Here is a 16,863-nt window from a genome sequence, read left to right as displayed (position 1 = left end):
CCATGCAGGACGCGGACGTCGCGGAGATCGTGGCGGCGGTACGGGCGCTCGTGCGCGAGCGGGTCGTGCCGCGCGAGACCGAGATCGACGAGACCGACGAGATGCCGCCGGAACTGCGCGCGGCGGCGGCCGAGATGGGCCTGTACGGGTTCGCCCTGCCCGAGGAGCACGGCGGCCTGGGCCTGACCATGGCGCAGGAGGCCCTGCTCGTCATGGAGCTGGGCTATACGACGCCCGCCTTCCGCTCGCTGTTCGGAACGAACAACGGGATCGCCGGGCACGTCCTCATGGAGGGCGGCACCGACGCGCAGAAGAAGGCCCACCTTCCGAAGCTCGCCTCGGGCGAGTGGACCGCCTCGTTCGCCCTCACCGAGGACGACGCGGGCTCCGACCCGTCGGGCCTGAAGACCGCGGCCCGGCCCGACGGGAACGGCGGCTGGATCCTGAACGGCGCGAAGCGCTACATCACCAACGCGCCCGTCGCGGACGTCTTCATGGTCTTCGCCCGGCACGGCGAGCAGGAGAAGGCGTCCCGGGACATCTCGGTCTTCCTCGTCCCGCGCGACGCCCCCGGCCTGACCGTCGGGCCGCGCGACAAGAAGATGGGCCAGCACGGCGCCTGGACCGCCGAGGTCTTCCTGGACGACGTGCCCGTCCCCGCCGAAGCCCTCATCGGCGGCCCCTCGGGCAAGGGCCAGGGTTACCTCACGGCCATGCGCTGCCTGGCCCACGGCCGCCTGCACATCGCCGCCCTCTGCACCGGCATGGCCCAGCGCCTCCTGGACGAGACCGTCACGTACGCCCTGTCCAGGAAGCAGTCCGGCAAGCCCATCGCCGGGTTCCAGCTCATCCAGGGCCTCATCGCCGACTCCCAGACCGACGTCTACGCCTCCCGCTCCCTGCTGCTGGAGGCGTCCCGCGCCTTCGACGCCGGCACCGACACCCGCATGGGCCCTTCCTGCGCGAAGTACTTCGCCAGCGAGGCGGTGGGCCGCGTCGCCGACCGGGCCGTCCAGGTCCACGGCGGCGCGGGGTACATGCGCGGCGTCCCCGTCGAGCGCTTCTACCGGGACGCCCGGCTCTTCCGCATCTACGAGGGCACCAGCCAGGTCCAGCAGGTCGTCATCGCCAAGCAGGCCCTCACCGCGGCGCGCTGAACGGTGCGCCCCGGGGACGTCCCTCCCCCGGGGCGCACGGTCAGGCCCGCTCGTCCAGCACGCCCGGCGCCCGCCAGACGCGGCGGTGGACGGGACCGAGGGCCGGCGGGGCGGGTCCCGGCCTGGAAATAACCGCTGTCGCCTTCGGGGGCGCGCGTGGTTGCATGGGCGCATGGTGCCTCCCGACCGGCTTCTCGCCTTCGCCGTCATGTCGTTCCTGCTGATCGTCGTCCCGGGGCCGAGCGTGCTGTTCGTGATCGGGCGGGCGCTGGCGCACGGGCGGCGGGCCGCGCTGACCACGGTGCTGGGGAACACGCTCGGGGCCTACGTGCTGGTCGTGGCGGTGGCCTTCGGCGTCGGGTCCATCGTGGAACGCTCCGTGGTCGTCTTCACGACGCTCAAGCTGGCGGGCGCCGCGTACCTGGTGTACCTCGGCGTCCGGGCCTGGCGGGAGCGCCGGGCGCTGCACACGCTGGTCGCCGACGGCGGCGCGGCCCGGGGCACCCTCAGGACGTTCTGGGAGGGCTTCACCGTCGGTGTCTCGAACCCGAAGACCATCGTGTTCTTCGCCGCGGTCCTCCCCCAGTTCGTCGACCCGGCCCGCGGCGGAGTGCCCGTGCAGATCCTCGTCCTCGGCCTGGTCTTCAACCTCATCGCGGTCGCCTCGGACGGCGTCTGGGGCCTCGCCGCCTCCACCGCCCGCACCTGGTTCACCCGCTCCCCGGAGCGTCTGTCCCTCGTCGGCGGCATCGGCGGCGCCACGATGATCGGCCTGGGCCTCACCATCGCCGCCACCGGCCGGAAGGACTGACCCCCGGCCGGATCAGGAGGCGGTGCGGATCGCGGTGACGGCGACCGTGGTGTAGGGCATGACGAAGGAGCCGCCGTCCGCGTCGATCGCCGCGCCGACGGCGCGCAGCACCTCGGCCCGCTGGTCCGGGCGCAGGGCGGTGAGGGCCCCCGTGGTGGACAGCTGGTCGAGCCACTCGGCACGGGTGTAGGCGCGCTCCCAGGCGAAGGGCCACTTCTGCGGGGCGCCGAATCCGCCGGCCGTGCCGAGTCCGTCGGCGACCTTGGCGAAGATCGTCTCGTAGGCGTCGGCGGTGGACGTCGCGGCCCTGGGGTCGATGGGCGAGTCGGGGACGGCGCGCCGGTAGGCCCCGACGAAGGAGTCCGCGAGGTCGGGCGGGAGCCGGAAGACGTGCCAGAACGCCGCGAACAGGCCCCCGGGACGGAGGATCCGGGCCGCTTTGGCCGAGCCCGCGACCGGGTCCACCCAGTGCCAGGCGGTCGCGGCGACGACGGCGTCGAAGGTGCGCCCGGCGGGCGCCCAGTCCTCGAACGTCGCGGCCTCGACCGCCGTCCCGCGGTCCCGGGCGAAGTCGGCCATCCGCGCGTCGGGCTCGACGCCCAGGACCCGGCAGCCGGCCACCTGGAGCTGCCGGGCCGCGATGCCGGTGCCGCAGCCGACGTCGAGGACGTCGGGTCCGGGGGCGGTCTCGGCGATCCGCCGCATCAGGGCTTCGGGGTAGGGGGGCCGGGCCCGGTCGTAGCGCGCGGCGTCCGAGCCGAACGACTCGGCGATCCGACGGGCCTCGTGGGGCGCGGTGGAAGGGCGTTCCGAGGAAGAAGTGGGCATGCGCCCACTCTAATGGGCAGATGCCCACTCATACACTGTCCGGGGTTAGCCGGACGAGTGAGGGAGTGACGGACTGTGCCGACAGGCGTGGCCATCCGGGACGTGCGGGAGCAGCTGTTCGACGCCGCGGAGCGCGTCCTGCTCCGGGACGGGCCCAGCGCGCTGACCAGCCGTGCCGTCACCACGGAGGCCGACTGCGCCAAGGGCGTCCTGCACCGGCACTTCACCGACTTCGACGCCTTCCTCGCCGACCTCGTCCTGGACCGGGCCGCCCGCGCCCGGGCCCGCGGCGACGCGCTGCGCGATGCCGCCGGGACGGGCACCCTCACCGGCAACCTCACCCGGGCGCTCCCCGACCTCCTGAGCCCGGTGGCCGTGGCCATCGTCGCGCTCATCACCTCCCGGGACGCGCTGCGCGCCCGCCTGCGCCGGCGATGGCCGACCGGCGTCCCCCTCCTCGCCGAGATCGCGGTGGCCCTCACCGCCTACCTCGCCGCCGAACGCGACCTGGGCCGCCTCACCCCCGACGCCGACCTCGAAGTCCTCGCCCCCACCCTGCTGGGCGCCGCCCACCTCCTGTTCGCCGACCGCCAGGCCGCCCCGCCCGAGCCCGCCGTTCTCCAGCGGGTCACGGCCGGGGTCCTCGCCAACGCCGCCCCGGACCCGTCCTCCGTGTGAGCCCGCGCCGCGTTCACGAAGGGCCCGGGTCCCGTGGGCGTGTCGGATGGTGGACCCGGACGGCCGGGGGAAGGGTGGTGAAGGCAAGGGAGACGTCAACCGGGGGAGCGACGCATGTCCGAAGTCACCGAGCCGTACGCGACCGGCACGCCGTGCTGGGTGGATCTGATGGCGAAGGACCAGCAGGCCGCGCTGGACTTCTACCGCGAACTGCTCGGCTGGCAGGGCGAGATCGGCCCCGCCGAGTTCGGCGGGTACACGGTCTGCGAGCTGAACGGCAGGGCGGTGGCGGGCATCGCCCCGACGATGGCCCCGGAGGGGGCGTCGGAACCGCCGACCGTCTGGACGAACTACCTTTCCAGCACCGACGCCCAGGCCACCCAGGACGCGATCGTCGCCGCGGGCGGCCTCCTCATCGCCCCCGTGATGGACGTGGGCTCGCTCGGCCGGATGCTGGTCGCCGCCGACCCGCAGGGCGCGGTCTTCGGTGTCTGGGAAGCCCGCGACTTCGCCGGCGCCCAGGTCGTCAACGAGGCGGGCGCCCTCGTCTGGAACGAACTGCACACCGACGACATCCCGGGTGCCACCGCCTTCTACGCCGAGGCCTTCGACCTGCGGATCAAGCCCATGGAAGGCGCCGAACCCTACTGCGAACTACGCGTCGGCGACCAGTGCGTCGGCGGCGCCACCCACCTCGCCGCCGACCCGCCCGGCACCCCCTCCCACTGGCTCACCTACTTCGCCGTCGACGACGTCGACGCCTCCGTCGACACCCTTCTCGAACACGGCGGCACGGTCCTGGCCCCGCCCTTCGACATGATCGCCGGCCGCATGACCGTCGTCACCGACCCCCAAGGCGCCCCCTTCGCCCTGATCAATCCCACCCCGATGTAGCCGCCTCGGCGTCGAGGTCGACGTCGAGGGCGGCGGCCATGGTGCGGATCATGTGCTGGACGCCGATCTCGTTGCGGCCGATGAGCATGTGGTGGTGCTGTCCGTTGCGGACGCCGTCGCCGCAGCTGGGGAGCATCAGGAAGTCCTCGTCGCGGACGGCGGCGTGAACCTGTTCGTACACGTCCCGGTACAGGGCGGAGGTCGCGTCGTCCCGGGCGGGGGTCACGCCCATCCAGCCGTGCCGCACCGTGCAGGTCGTCGGGCCGTCGTGCGGCAGCAGGTCGATGATCTCCACACCGATCATGCTGTTGGCGAGGATGAGGTTCGGATAAACCCAGTAGATGACGCCCATGTTGGCGCTGGGGCCCCGGTCCGCGTCCGGGTCGTCGGTGAGGGCGGTGATCCACGTGAAGGGGAAGCCCATCCGGTGGTGGCGGCCGAACACGTCGTGGACCGAGGTGTTCGGCAGGGTGTTCTGGCCGATGACGCTTTTGCCGTGCACGAAGGGGAAGTGGTAGCCCTCGGCGAACGCCTCCAGCGCGCCCTTCCAGCTGACGCCCGAGGTGAACTCCCGGGCCGTCAGATAGCCGTAGTCCTCGTAACCCCACTGGGCGAGTTCGGCGTCCAGGGGGCCGAGGTGCGCGTCGAGGTCCAGGGGCGCGTCCGCGGTCAGCACCGCCCAGACGAATCCGTGGCGCTCCTCGGAAGGCAGTTCGACGAGACCGTAGCGGCTCTTGTCGAGGTCGGGGAACCCTTCGCGGCCGGGCAGGGAGGCCAGGCAGCCCTGTGTGTCGTACGACCAGGCGTGGTAGGGGCAGGTGAACCGGCGGGACACGCCCTCGCCTTCCGCGGGCCGGGCGCCGCGGTGGCGGCAGTAGTTGAGGAAGACGTGGGCCCGGCCGTCGGCGTCCCGGGTGACGAGCAGGGAGCTGCCCAGGACGGTGCGGACGAAGTACGCGTGCGGCTCGGCGAGCCGGGCGCTCTGCCCGATGGCGAGCGGGGTGCGCTTGAGCAGCGCGCGCTCGCGCTCGTACAGGGCGGGGTCCCGGTAGTACGACAGCGGTACCGCCAGGGTGCCGGCCGCCATCTCCGTCGTCTTGCGGACGGCGAGGTCCAGCGCGCGCTCGGTCAGTGACGCGTCCAGGGGGGCGGGGGTGCGCCCGGGGGGTGAGGCGATCACGGTCATGGGACGACCATACATAGATGTGAAGTCGTCTAGTCAAGGGCCCCGGCCGAGATCGCGGAGCGACCGGCACCGTGCCACCCTGGTCGGCATGGAAACGGTTGCGCCGCGGACGGACGCGGCGGGATGGTGAGAACGCACGGCTGGCGGGGCGATCCCCCGCGTGACGACGCCGAGGCGAGGGAGCGGGTCATCGGCGCGGCGATGCGGTGCATCGACCGGTACGGATCCAGGACACGGCTCGCCGACGTCGCCAAGGAGCTGGGCGTCACCCGGCAGACGGTCTACTTCTACTTCGCCGGCACCGAGGAACTCCTCGTGGCCACCGCCCAGCACGCCGTCGGCGGCTTCCTCGACCGGCTGGCCGACCACGTCGCCCCGCTGCGCGAGGACGCCGAGATCCTGGCCGAAGGCATGTGCTACACCTTCGACCGGTTGCAGCACGACCCCTACCTGGGAATCCTGCTGGCCACCGGCCACGCCGGCACCCTGACCCAGGCCATCACCTCGCCCACCGCGATGACGTTCGGCCGCGCCATCCTCACCCGCTTCGACATCGACTGGGCCGCCCGCGGCTACACCGACACCGACCTGGACGAGCTGGTCGAACTCATGCTCCGCCTCCTTCAGTCCTTCGTCATCGACCCCGGCCACCCGCCGCGCGCTCCCGCGGAGTTCCGCGCCTACCTGCGCCGCTGGTTCGACAGGTTCCTCTTCGACGCCCGCCGCCCGTCGGCGGCGAACGGGCCCATGCCCTAGCGGGCCGCCCGGCGGCATGAAGAAGGCCCGCTCCCGAGGGGGCGGGCCTTCTGTGAGCCGGGGTCAGATGCGGACGATCTGGCCGCCGTCGACGGCGAAGATCTGGCCGGTGACCCAGGAGGCCTCGTCGGAGAGGAGGAACTTGAGGGCGCCCACGTGGTCCTGGGGGGTGCCCAGGCGCTTGATGGCCAAGCCCTGGACCATGGGCTCGACGAAGCCTTCGGGGACCACCTCGCGGGTGGCGGCGGTGTCCGTCGGTCCGGGGGCGATGGCGTTGACGCGGACGTTCATCCAGCCCATCTCGGCGGCGAGGTTGACCGTCAGGCTGTTCACCGCGGCCTTGGCGATGGAATAGAAGCCGCCGGCCATCCAGGCGGCGGTGGAGGACTGGTTGACGATGGCGCCGCCGCCGCGTTTGCGCATGCTGCGGTAGACGGCGCGGGTGCAGTGCAGGGCGCCGTTCATGTTCACCGCCATGAACTTCTCGTAGTAGCCGAAGTCCACCTTGAGCAGGGACTCGATCTGCATGCCGCCGTAGATCGCGGCGTTGTTCACCAGGTAGTCGATCCCGCCGAAGGCCGCTTCGGTGGCGGCGGCCATCGCGACGGTGCTCTCGGCGTCGGAGACGTCGGTGCGGACGGCGAGGGCGGCTCCGCCCGCGGCCTCGATCTCCTTGGCGACGCGGCGGGCCTGCTCCTCGTTGAGGTCGGCGACGACGACCTTGGCGCCTTCCTCGGCCAGGGACTTGGCGTAGACCTCGCCGATGCCCTGTCCTGCGCCGGTCACGATCGCGACCTTGTCTGCAAAGCGCATGTGCGCGCCCTCCTCCGGGGGACCACTGGAGCGTGGGGTGGGGGTCGATCGCGGGGCGGCCGCCGCTCGGTGGGCATTGGCAGACCCACGAATTGCTAATAATATACATCATCAAGTTTAAAAAATCAGATCCGCGGCCCCTCCGCACCGGGCTCGCGGCGTCCCCCGACCACACCGAACGCTGTGGAGACACCATGACATCGGACGCCCCCCGCGAGGAACTGCTTCTCATAGACGGGTCTGTGACAGCCGCAGCCGACGGCCGCACCTTCGAGAACGTCAACCCCGCGACGGAGGAGGTCATCGGCACCACCGCCGACGCCGGGACCGCCGACATGGACCGCGCGATCGCCGCGGCCCGCCGCGCCTTCGACGAGACCACCTGGCCGACGGACCTGGCGTTCCGCGTCCGCTGCCTGCGCCAGCTCCGCGAGGGTCTGGAACGCCATGCCGACGAGCTGCGCGGCGTGATCGTCGCCGAGGTCGGCACCCCCGTCATGCTCACCCACGGCCCCCAGCTCGACAGCCCCGTCGAGGGCCTCGGCTGGATCGCGGACGTCGCGGAGTCCTACGCGTGGGAGACCGACCTGGGCATCGCGTCCCCGATGGGGATCCGCACCCAGCGCGTCCTGCGCCGGGAAGCCGTCGGGGTGGTCGGCGCGATCACGCCGTGGAACTTCCCGATGCAGATCATCCTGGCCAAGGTCGGACCCGCCCTCGCCGCGGGCAACACCGTGATCCTCAAGCCCGCGCCCGACACGCCCTGGAACGCCACGATCCTCGGCCGGATCGTCGCGGAGGAGACCGACATCCCGGACGGCGTGTTCAACGTCGTCGTCGGCTCCTCGCACGAGCTCGGCGCCCAGCTCGCGGCCGACCCGCGCGTCGACCTCGTCTCGTTCACCGGGTCGACCGACACCGGCCGCAGCGTCATGCGCGCGGGCGCGGAGAACATCAAGAAGGTGTTCCTCGAGCTCGGCGGCAAGTCCGCTCTGCTCGCCCTCGACGACGCCGACATGAAGGCCGCCGTCGGTAACGCCGCCTTCCAGATCACCACCCACGCCGGGCAGGGCTGCGCGATCCTCACCCGGCTCGTCCTGCCGCGCGCCCGCTACGACGAGGGCGTCGAACTGCTCGTCCAGATGCTCAAGGACTGGCCGTACGGCGACCCGTCCGACCCGGGCGTCCTCATGGGCCCGCTCATCAGCGAGCGGCAGCGGCAGCGCGTCCTCGGCTACGTCGAGAAGGGCGTCAGCGAAGGCGCGAGCGTCGCGCTCGGCGGCGGGATCCCCGAGCACCTGCCGCGCGGCTACTTCGTGCAGCCGACCGTGCTCACCGGCGTCACCCCGGACGCGACGGTCGCGCAGGAGGAGATCTTCGGCCCCGTCCTCGCGGTCCTCGCGCACGACGGCGACGACGACGCGGTTCGGATAGCCAACGACTCGCCTTACGGCCTGTCCGGGATGGTCGTCAGCGCGTCGGAGGAGCGGGCGCAGGCCGTCGCGCAGCGGGTCAGGACCGGCACGATCTCGGTCAACGGCGGCCTCTACTACGGCGCGGACGTGCCGTTCGGCGGCTACCGGCAGAGCGGCGTCGGCCGGGAGAGCGGTATCGCCGGATTCGAGGAGTACCTGGAGATCAAGGCCATCGCATATGGCCGCTGACCTCCCCGACGAAGGGAAGACCATGGGCTTGGACGGCGCACGCGTCCTGGTGAGCGGAGCGTCCGCGGGCATCGGGCGGGCCTTCGCGGTCGGCGCGGTGCGGGCGGGCGCGCGGGTCGTGTTCGCCGCGCGGCGGCAGGCCGAACTCGACAAGGCCCGCGACGAGGCGGGCGGCGGCCACACCGTCGCGGTCGACCTCACCGATCGCGACGGCGCGACCCGGATCGCCGCCGCCGTTCAGGCGGAGCTGGGCGGGCTCGACCTCGTCGTCTCCTGCGTCGGCGTGGCCCCGCTGAAGATGCTCGTCGACACCGACGACGAAGACTGGGAACGCGTCTTCGCCGCCAACGTCGTCGGCACCCACCGGCTGCTCCGGGCGTGCCTGCCTCTGCTGGACGCCTCCGGGATGGTGATGGCGCTCTCGTCCGAGACCGTCGTGCAACCCCGCACAGGGCTCGGCGCGTACGCGACGTCCAAGGCCGCGCTCGAAAGGCTGCTGGTCGGCTGGCGGACCGAGCACCCGTGGAAGCGGTTCACCACGGTCACGATCGGCGCGACCTTCCCCACGGACTTCGGCAACGCCTTCGAGGGCGACATCCTCATGCGCGCGCTGGACGACTGGGGCGTGCGCGGCCTCGCCCAGGAGCAGATGATGGACCCGCAGGACGTCGCCGACGTCCTGCTCGGCACCGCCGCGACCGCCCTCGGCAAGCCCGGCGTCTGCCTCGAGCACCTGACGGTCCGCTCCCCCTCGCCCGTCGTGGGCACCTTCGCCGACTCGCTGGCCCCCTTCACTGGAGAGACCCCGTGATCGAGTACAACCCGTTCCACCGGGCGACGGTCCGGAACCCGTTCCCGGTCTACAAGCGGCTGCGGGACGAGGCGCCGGTCTACCACAACGAGGAGCTCGGCTTCTGGGCCCTCACCCGGTACGAGGACGTCGTCGCGGCCCACCTGGACGTCGAGCACTTCTCCAGCGCGCACGGGGTCACGATCGAGGGCGTCGACCAGGGGGCGCCGTTCCTGATCGTCAAGGACCCGCCCGAGCACACCATGCACCGCAAGATCGTCGCGCGGCTGTTCACGCCCCGGAGGATCGCGGCGCTCGAGCCGTTCATCCGCCGGACCGCCGCCGACCTCCTGGACAAGCTGGACGGCCTCTCCGAATTCGAGCTCGTCGAGAACTTCTCGTTCCGGCTGCCCCTCGACGTCATCAGCGAGCTGATCGGCATCCCCGCCGAGAGCCGCGAGAAGATCCACCACCTCAGCGACCGGGTCGCGGTCCGCACCGAGGACAACAAGACCCCCGAGGACGCCTTCGTCGCCAGCGCCGAACTGCTCGGGCTGCTCGCCGATCTGGTGAAGGAGCGCCGCGCGCACCCGGGCGACGACGTCATCACCCTCCTCATGAACACCCCGGTCGAAGAAGAGGACGGCTCGACCCGGTCGTTGGGCAACGGCGAGCTCGCCTCACGGTTCCTGGAGCTCGCCTTCGCCGGGCACGAGACCGTCGCCAAGCTCATCCCCAACGGCGTCATCGCGCTCAGCCGCTTCCCCGAGGCGCGCCGCGCGATCGTCGCCGACCCCTCGCTGCTCGGCAACGCTGTCGAGGAGATGCTGCGCTGGGACCCGCCGTCGCACTACCAGGGGCGCTGGACGACCCAGGACGTCGAGCTGCACGGGACCGTCATCCCGGCCGACCAGCGGGTCATCCTTGTGACGGGATCGGCCATCAGGGACGAGCGCAAGTACGCCGACCCGGACGTCTTCGACATCTCCCGGGACATCGACCGGCACGTCAGCTTCGGGTTCGGCCGGCACCTGTGCCTGGGCGCGTCCCTGGCCCGGCTGGAGACCCGCGTCGCGTTCGAGGAGCTGCTCAAGCGCTTCCCCGACTTCGACTACGACGAGTCCGGGATGGAGTGGGCCTACTCCAGCAACGTGCGCGGCCTCGCCAAGCTGCCCGTGCGCGTCCTCTCCTGACCTCCCCGCCTCCACCCCCCGAGGAAGGTTTCCATGCCCGACAAAGCCGACCTGCCCGCCAACCCGTCGATCAACCTGATCAGTGGCGAGTTCTGGGGCCGGAATCCGCACGAGGAAATGACCTGGATGCGGGAGAACGCCCCGGTCTACTGGGACGCCAACGCGGGCGTGTGGGGGGTGTCCAAGCACGCCGACCTCAAGCGGGCGTCCCGCATGCCGGAGGTGTTCTCCAACGCCCAGGGCATCCGCGCCGACGCCTTCCCGCTGCCGATGATGATCGACATGGACGACCCGCAGCACAAGATGCGGCGCAAGCTCGTGAGCTCCGGGTTCACACCGCGCCGGGTCTCGGATCAGGAGTCCTACCTTCGGCGGATCTGCGATGAGATCATCGACGAGGTCTGCGAGCGGGGCGAATGCGACTTCGTCAGCGACATCGCGGCGCTGCTGCCCCTGATCGTCATCGGTGACGCGCTGGGCGTCGCGCCGTCCGACCGGGCGACGCTGCTGCGCTGGTCCGACGACATGCTGTCCGGCCTCACCGGCGGCGACGACCCGGACATGCTCATCAAGGCGGGCGAGGCGTTCAGCGGGTTCACCGAGTACGCGGCCGGCGCCGCCGCCGAGCGGCGCGGCTGCCCGATGGACGACCTGCTCAGCATCCTCGTCCACGCCGAGATCGACGGCGACCGCCTCGACCAGGACTCCGTCGTCCAGGAGTCCCTGCTCATCCTCATCGGAGGCGACGAGACCACCCGGCACGTCATCTCCGGCGGCATGTACCAGCTCGCCCTGCACCCCGGCCAGCGGCAGAGCCTCATCGACGATCCTTCACGCATCCCCACGGCCGTCGAAGAGATGCTGCGGTGGGTGTCGCCGATCAAGAACATGAACCGGACGGCCACCCGGGACTTCGAGTTCAACGGGAGCCGGATCTCCGAGGGCGACAAGGTCCTCCTGCTGTACCCGTCGGCCAACCGGGACGCCGACGTGTTCGCGGACCCGTTCCGGTTCGACGTCGCGCGCACCCCGAACGACCACATCGCCTTCGGGAACGGTCCCCACTTCTGCCTCGGCAACAGCCTCGCCCGGCTGGAGCTCAAGGTCATGTTCGAGCAGCTGCTCACGCGGCTGCCCGACCTCGAGCCCGTCGACGACACGGAACCCGCATATCGGCCTGCCAATTTCGTGTCCGGCTACGAGAGCATGAAGGTGCGCTTCACCCCCACCCCGAAGATCGCGCACTGAACGGAGTCCTTCTCTATGGACGACCTCTGGGAACTCGGCTTCTACGGCCTCGCCGGCCACTCCGCCACTCCCCGCGACCTGCTGATGGAGGTGCGCGACGGCGAACGCCTCGGCCTCGGCGCGGTGTTCCTCTCCGAAAGGTTCAACGCCAAGGAGGCGGCGACCCTGTCGGGAGCGGCCGGGGCGGTTTCTGAACGGCTCGGCATCGCGACGGCGGCGACGAACCACAACACGCGGCATCCGCTGCTCACCGCCACCCTCGCGACGACGATGCACCGCCTCACCGGAGGCCGTTTCGCCCTCGGCCTCGGTCGCGGGTTCGACATGCTCTTCGACGTCATGGGCGTCCCCCGCGTCACGAGCGCGCAGCTCGAGGACGTCATCGGGATCCTGCGGACGCTGTGGAAGGGGCAGCCCGTCCTCGGGCACGACGGCCCGGCCGGGAAGTTCCCGTACCTGATGCAGGACTCGTCGTTCGACGAGGACATCCCCATCCTGCTGACGGCCATGGGCGGCAAGACCCTGGAGTTCGCGGGCCGGGTGGCCGACGGCGTCGTCCTGCACACGTTCTTCGGGGACGAGCTCCTCGAACGGTCGGTCGCGGCGGTGCGCCGGGGCGCGGAGCAGGCGGGACGCGATCCTTCCTCGGTCCGCGTCTGGTCGGTGCTGGCGGTCGTGGGCGACCACATCCCTTACGACCTCCGGTTGAAGAAGCTCACCGGGCGGCTGGCGACCTATCTCCAGGGGTACGGCGATCTTCTGGTCGGCCTGAACGAGTGGGACAAGTCCGTCTTGACCCGGTTCCGTGCCGACGACTTCGTCAGCACCTTCGCCGGTGCCTTCGACGCGGTCGCGACCACGGAACAGCTGGAGTACCTGAACACGCTGATCCCCGCCGAATGGCTCGCCGCCTCGGCGACGGGCTCGGCGGAACAGTGCGCGGCGAAGGTCGCCGACCAGTTCGCGCACGGCGCCGACGGCGTCATCCTCCACGGCGCCACCCCCCGGGAGCTGGAACCCGTCGTGGAGGCGTACCGCAAGATCCGTCCGGACTCCTTCGGTGTCCGCACCGACCTCAACCCGGCGCGGTACCTCCCCTGATCCCCGGGCGCATCGGCTCCGGCCGGTGCGCCCCCGCTCGTCCCAGCGCCATCGCCCGAAACCCCCCGTCCCCGCGGCGCCGACACCACCCCGAGGCGGCGCCGCGCACATCTAAGGAGGCGGCCGTGAGCGTCGTCGATCCGTCAGTGAACTCCCCGAGCGTGCCCGCCGTCGATACCCCGGACCTCCTGGACCCCGCCTGGCTCACCGCGGCCCTCGGCGCCCCGGTGACCGCGGTATCGGCCCAACGCGTCGGCTCGGGTCAGATCGGCACCTGCTACCGGCTGGAGCTCACCGGCGAGGGCGTGCCCCCGCGCCTCATCGCGAAACTCCCCGCCGAGAACATCGCCTCCCGCGCCTTCCTCAGCTCCGCCTACCGCACCGAAGTCCGCTTCTACCAGGACATCGCCCCCACCGTCGCGGTCCGCATCCCCCGCTGCCACTACAGCGACATCTCCGCCGACGGCACCACCTTCACCCTCCTCCTCGAGGACGCCGCCCCCTCCGTCCAGGGCGACCAGCTCGCCGGCTGCCTCCCCGGCCACGCCGAGGCCGCGGCCCGCAACCTCGCCGGCCTCCACGGCCCCCGCTGGTGCGACCCCACCCTCCTCGACCTCGGCTGGCTCGGCCAGGTCGGCCAGGAGGAGGCCGAACTCCTCGGCGACGCCTTCGCCCCCGCCGTCGAGACCTTCATCGACCGCTTCCCCGGCCGCTTGGCCCCCGAGGACGCCGAGACGCTGCGCGATGTGGCCCGCGACGTCGTCTCCTGGGCGGTCGCCCGCCCCGAGCGCTTCGGCCTCGTCCACGGCGACTACCGCCTGGACAACCTCCTCTTCCCCCCTTCCGGCGATGACGTCACCGCCGTCGACTGGCAGACCCTCAGCCTCGGCCACCCCCTCCGCGACGTCGCCTTCCTCCTCGGCACCGGCCTCGACCCCGCCGACCGTGCCGCCTGCGAACGCGACGTCGTCGCCGCCTACCACGCCGAACTCCTCACCCACGGAGTAACGGACTACTCCTTCGAGGAGTGCTTCGAGGACTACCGCTTCGCCGCCGTCCAGGGCCCCCTGATCACCGTCCTGGGCTGCGCCTACGGCACCCAGACCGACCGCGGTGACGAGATGTTCCTCACCATGGCCCGCCGCTCCTCCGCCATGATCCGCGCCCTGGACTCCCTCTCCCTCATCTGAACATCGTCGAAGGACCTCCCATGACCTCCACAGACCTTCCGCAGTACAAGACGATCCAGTACGAGGAAATCGACAAGGTGGCGGTGGTCACCCTCAACCGCCCCGAAGTCCTCAACGCCTTCGACTCCGTCATGATGCGCGAGATCGCCTCCTGCTGGCGCTACCTCCGCGACCGCGAGACCATCCGCGCCATCGTCCTGACGGGCGCCGGTGACAAGGCCTTCTGCACCGGCCTCGACCGCAAAGCCGAAGCAGTGGGAGAAAACGGCGCGGTCCCCCTCCACCACAACGACCCGGGCCACTTCCTCCCCCCGAAGACCGCAGGCCACCTCTACAAGCCGGTCATCGCCGCCGTGAACGGCATGGCCTGTGCCGGCGCCTTCTATCTCCTGGGCGAAGTCGAATTCATCATCGCCTCCGAAACCGCCACCTTCTTCGACCCCCACACCACCTACGGCATGGCCGCCGTCTTCGAACCCATGATGATGCTCCAGCGCATGCCCCTGGGCGAAGTGATGCGCATGTCCCTCATGGGCTCCTACGAACGCATGACCGCCACCCGAGCCCACCAAATAGGCCTCGCCCAAGAACTCACCGCCCCCGCCGACCTCCTCCCCCGAGCCCTCGAAGTAGCCACCCGAATAGCCTCCCAACCCGCCCTGGCCACCGAAACCACCGTAAAATCCATCTGGACCGCCCAAGAATCCAGCTACCGAGCCGCCCTGGAAATGGGCCAATCCCTGATCCAGCTGGGCACCAGCGACGCCTCCCTGAGGGAAGGCGCCAGAACCTTCCAGTCCGGCCGGCGCATCACCTGGACCCCCCGCTGACCCGTCCCGGACCCGGGAGCCCGGCCCGCTGCGCGCCATCGCCGCCACCGAGGAACCGGCCGACGGCGGTGACGGTGGCGGCGGGAGCTCCGAAGGTGACTACGTGGAGAGCCTGCCCGGCTGGGCGGGCCGCATCTCCGGCTGACCGCCCGGAACCGCGGTGGGCCCGCCTTCGGCCGGGTGCCTATCGGGAGGAGTCCGCCAAAGGGAGGCGGAGGGTGAAGTGACCGCCGGGGGACGGGGCGGCGGTCAGGGTGCCGCCGTAGTTGCGGGCGATCTCCTGGGCGATGGGGAGGCCCAGGCCGGTGCCGCCGGAATCCAGGTCCCGGGACTCCTTGAGGCGGGCGAAGCGCTCGAAGATCCGGTCGGTGTCCTCAGGAGGGACGCCCCGGCCGTCGTCGTCCACTCGCAGGACGGCCTGGCCGTCTTCGGTGGTGACGGTGACGTCCACCCGGGTTCTGCCGTGGCGCTGGGCGTTGGCCAGGAGGTTGCCGAGCAGGCGGGCGACGCGGAGGCGGTTGGCGTCGACCTGGACGTTCGGGGTGAGGTCGGTGGTGATGGGCAGGCGGCCCAGCGGGCGGCGCGCGATTTCGGCGGCGGCGAGTTCGCCGAGGTCCAGGCGTTCGGTGGGCGGGGGCGTGCCCGACTCCAGTCGGGCCAGTTCCAGGAGGTCCTCGACGATTGCGCTGAGGCGCTCGACGTCGCCGACCGCCTCGTGGACGTCTTCCTTCCACGGGTAGTCCTCGTCCTCCGAGTCCAGGACCTCCAGGCGGGTGAGCAGGCCGGCGATCGGGTTGCGCAGGTCGTGCGACGCCTCGGCGACGAAGCGGCGTTGGCGGTCGGTGGCCTCCTCCAGTCGGGCGAGGGTGGCGTTGATGGTCTCGGCGAGTTCCTGTAGCTCGCTTCCGCCGCTGAACTGGACGGGGACGCGCCGGGACAGGTCCGAGGCCGTGATGTCCGAGAGCTCCTTGGTGATCTGCCGCACCGGCCGCAGCGCCGAATAGACCGCCAGCCAGGTGAGCAGCCCGATGAGCAGCAGCACGCCGATCAGCACCGCCGTCGTCCGGAACCCGACCGGAGACGCCTCCTCCCCCACGACCCCGGCCACTCGCGCCGCCGCGTACACCGTGACGGGCCGGCCGTAGGCGTTCTCGTCGACCCGCAGCCCCACGATGTAGACGCAGCTGCCGAGGCTGTTGGAGCAGTCGGTGACGTCCGCCCTGGGATCGGCCGGATCCTCCGACCGGACCCGCGTGATGGCGGGCCGCCCGCGCAGTGGCCCGCTCGCCGCGAGGACGGTGCCGTCATCGGCCACCACCTGGACGTACACGGTCGAGTCCGGGATCTGCGCCTCCTGCAGCGGCGCCCGGACGACCTCGCCCGCGGTCCGCACCGCCGTGCGCCCGGCCTCGCGCGCCGCCTCCGACTGCGTGTCCTGCCGGAACAGCGCCAGCACGAGGAACAGGCAGGCCAGCAGAATGATCGCGGAGACGGTCAACGCGAGCAGCGTGATCCGTCCCCGCAGCGAAACGAAGACGAGCGCCAGCCGCCGCCTCAGCCGCCCGTCTCCAGCCTTCATCTTCCCGCCCCCGTGATCCCCGCCCCCACCAGCCACTTCTAGAGCGTCGCCCGCCCGATGCCCAGAAGACACGCCGTCCCGTCCGGGTCCTGCTCTGTCCCCGGCGCCGGAACCCGGCCCGGTCGCGCGGGCGAGGACGACCGAG

The 16,863-nt window shown here is 71.4% G+C and carries 16 protein-coding genes; 12 read left to right on the top strand and 4 right to left on the bottom strand.

Annotation, left to right across the window (positions count from 1 at the left end; genetic code table 11):
* The first annotated feature begins 2 nt into the window (after positions 1-2).
* Both EDD29_RS12150 and EDD29_RS12145 read left to right on the top strand, forming a co-directional pair.
* A complete protein-coding gene (locus EDD29_RS12150; RefSeq protein ID WP_123664495.1) occupies positions 3-1,157 on the top strand; it encodes an acyl-CoA dehydrogenase family protein in 1,155 nt (384 codons plus the stop codon).
* Positions 1,158-1,329: 172 nt separating this feature from the next.
* On the top strand, positions 1,330-1,968 hold the full coding sequence (locus EDD29_RS12145; RefSeq protein WP_123664494.1) for a LysE family translocator: 639 nt from the start codon (positions 1,330-1,332) through the stop codon (positions 1,966-1,968).
* 12 nt (positions 1,969-1,980) lie between these two features.
* Here the strand turns inward: EDD29_RS12145 and EDD29_RS12140 are convergent, their stop codons facing one another.
* Positions 1,981-2,796 (bottom strand): class I SAM-dependent methyltransferase, encoded by an 816-nt coding sequence (locus EDD29_RS12140; protein ID WP_123664493.1) that lies wholly within the window; start codon positions 2,794-2,796, stop codon positions 1,981-1,983.
* 75 nt (positions 2,797-2,871) lie between these two features.
* On the opposite strand from EDD29_RS12140, the gene EDD29_RS12135 reads away from it, so the two are divergent.
* Together EDD29_RS12135 and EDD29_RS12130 are read left to right on the top strand one after the other, a co-directional pair.
* Positions 2,872-3,474, top strand: a complete 603-nt coding sequence (locus tag EDD29_RS12135) for a TetR/AcrR family transcriptional regulator (protein ID WP_123664492.1) — start codon at positions 2,872-2,874, stop codon at positions 3,472-3,474.
* A gap of 114 nt (positions 3,475-3,588) precedes the next feature.
* A complete protein-coding gene (locus EDD29_RS12130; protein WP_123664491.1) occupies positions 3,589-4,368 on the top strand; it encodes a VOC family protein in 780 nt (259 codons plus the stop codon).
* Here the strand turns inward: EDD29_RS12130 and EDD29_RS12125 are convergent.
* Complete coding sequence (locus EDD29_RS12125) at positions 4,349-5,554, bottom strand: aromatic ring-hydroxylating oxygenase subunit alpha (RefSeq protein WP_123664490.1); 1,206 nt, start codon at positions 5,552-5,554, stop codon at positions 4,349-4,351. The genes EDD29_RS12130 and EDD29_RS12125 overlap by 20 nt on opposite strands.
* A 123-nt stretch (positions 5,555-5,677) precedes the next feature.
* Between EDD29_RS12125 and EDD29_RS12120 the strand changes: the two genes are divergently transcribed.
* Positions 5,678-6,310 carry a TetR/AcrR family transcriptional regulator gene (locus EDD29_RS12120; RefSeq protein ID WP_211359665.1) on the top strand — a complete coding sequence of 211 codons (633 nt, stop codon included), beginning with the start codon at positions 5,678-5,680 and terminating at the stop codon, positions 6,308-6,310.
* A gap of 63 nt (positions 6,311-6,373) precedes the next feature.
* Here EDD29_RS12120 and EDD29_RS12115 read toward each other — a convergent pair whose 3' ends face one another.
* On the bottom strand, positions 6,374-7,123 hold the full coding sequence (locus EDD29_RS12115) for an SDR family oxidoreductase (protein WP_123664489.1): 750 nt from the start codon (positions 7,121-7,123) through the stop codon (positions 6,374-6,376).
* A 194-nt stretch (positions 7,124-7,317) separates the two neighbouring features.
* Between EDD29_RS12115 and EDD29_RS12110 the strand changes: the two genes are divergently transcribed.
* The 7 genes from EDD29_RS12110 to EDD29_RS12080 all read left to right on the top strand — a co-directional run bounded on the left by EDD29_RS12110 (position 7,318) and on the right by EDD29_RS12080 (position 15,139).
* The gene (locus EDD29_RS12110) at positions 7,318-8,787 is read left to right on the top strand and encodes an aldehyde dehydrogenase (RefSeq protein WP_123664488.1); all 1,470 of its coding nucleotides are present in this window, start codon (positions 7,318-7,320) and stop codon (positions 8,785-8,787) included.
* Complete coding sequence (locus EDD29_RS12105) at positions 8,777-9,598, top strand: SDR family oxidoreductase (RefSeq protein ID WP_211359664.1); 822 nt, start codon at positions 8,777-8,779, stop codon at positions 9,596-9,598. Before EDD29_RS12110 ends, EDD29_RS12105 begins: the two co-directional genes overlap by 11 nt.
* Positions 9,595-10,770 carry a cytochrome P450 gene (locus EDD29_RS12100; RefSeq protein WP_211359663.1) on the top strand — a complete coding sequence of 392 codons (1,176 nt, stop codon included), beginning with the start codon at positions 9,595-9,597 and terminating at the stop codon, positions 10,768-10,770. Before EDD29_RS12105 ends, EDD29_RS12100 begins: the two co-directional genes overlap by 4 nt.
* Before the next feature lie 33 nt (positions 10,771-10,803).
* The gene (locus tag EDD29_RS12095; protein WP_123664487.1) at positions 10,804-12,018 is read left to right on the top strand and encodes a cytochrome P450; all 1,215 of its coding nucleotides are present in this window, start codon (positions 10,804-10,806) and stop codon (positions 12,016-12,018) included.
* Positions 12,019-12,033: 15 nt separating this feature from the next.
* Complete coding sequence (locus EDD29_RS12090; RefSeq protein WP_123664486.1) at positions 12,034-13,119, top strand: TIGR03857 family LLM class F420-dependent oxidoreductase; 1,086 nt, start codon at positions 12,034-12,036, stop codon at positions 13,117-13,119.
* 125 nt (positions 13,120-13,244) lie between these two features.
* Positions 13,245-14,309 carry a phosphotransferase family protein gene (locus tag EDD29_RS12085; protein WP_246052736.1) on the top strand — a complete coding sequence of 355 codons (1,065 nt, stop codon included), beginning with the start codon at positions 13,245-13,247 and terminating at the stop codon, positions 14,307-14,309.
* A gap of 20 nt (positions 14,310-14,329) precedes the next feature.
* Entirely contained in the window at positions 14,330-15,139 is an 810-nt protein-coding gene (locus tag EDD29_RS12080; RefSeq protein WP_123664485.1) for an enoyl-CoA hydratase/isomerase family protein, read from the top strand.
* Positions 15,140-15,323: 184 nt separating this feature from the next.
* Here the strand turns inward: EDD29_RS12080 and EDD29_RS12075 are convergent, their stop codons facing one another.
* The gene (locus tag EDD29_RS12075) at positions 15,324-16,718 is read right to left on the bottom strand and encodes a sensor histidine kinase (protein WP_123664484.1); all 1,395 of its coding nucleotides are present in this window, start codon (positions 16,716-16,718) and stop codon (positions 15,324-15,326) included.
* Positions 16,719-16,863: the final 145 nt, after the last annotated feature.

The sequence above is a fragment of the Actinocorallia herbida genome (assembly GCF_003751225.1).
GTDB lineage: Bacteria > Actinomycetota > Actinomycetes > Streptosporangiales > Streptosporangiaceae > Actinocorallia > Actinocorallia herbida.
The sequence above is the reverse complement of the archived record's forward strand: the minus strand, read 5'-3'. Positions and strand labels throughout refer to the sequence as shown.